Origin of the sequence: Terrisporobacter mayombei (assembly GCF_020748465.1) — a bacterium.
In the GTDB taxonomy this organism is placed as follows: domain Bacteria; phylum Bacillota; class Clostridia; order Peptostreptococcales; family Peptostreptococcaceae; genus Terrisporobacter; species Terrisporobacter mayombei.
In genome coordinates, this window is record NZ_JAHZMP010000256.1 from 1 (window position 1) to 445 (window position 445).

Below are 445 nucleotides of genomic sequence, written 5' to 3' on the forward strand. Positions count from 1 at the left end.
TGTAAGCCCTCTTAGATTTTCAATTAAGCAATTATATTTACATTTTTAAAATCTTTTAATTCTTCTTGCAAGTACGCTTTAATGTTTAACATTGCTTGATTTTTCCATGCTCCACCATCTGCTTCATATAATCCTGCTGCTGGTCCAGAACTCATTCTGAAAATAAACTCACTTTCTGGTTGCTCTATCTCTTGGAAAGTGCGATAAGGAATTAACTTTACTCTGTTTGGGACTATTGCTTCTGATACACTAGCTACGCCTGTTTTTATTGTTACAGACTGAGAAACTCCATCATCTCCCACATTTTTTACTGTAGATTCTTGGATATTTCCTGCAATTTTTAAAAGTGTATCTCTATCATTATTCTTTATAAATGCTGATTGTAGCATTATGTTAAAACTATCTAAGTCTAAAGGTCTGTCAAATCTTTTCTCTGGTAGTAGTG

Annotated in this window: 1 pseudogene; it reads right to left on the minus strand. The window is 33.0% G+C overall.

Annotated features, from left to right (window positions below):
• Window positions 1-23: 23 nt before the first annotated feature.
• Window positions 24-445 (minus strand): annotated as a pseudogene (locus tag K0039_RS21440) (hypothetical protein); the annotation flags it as partial.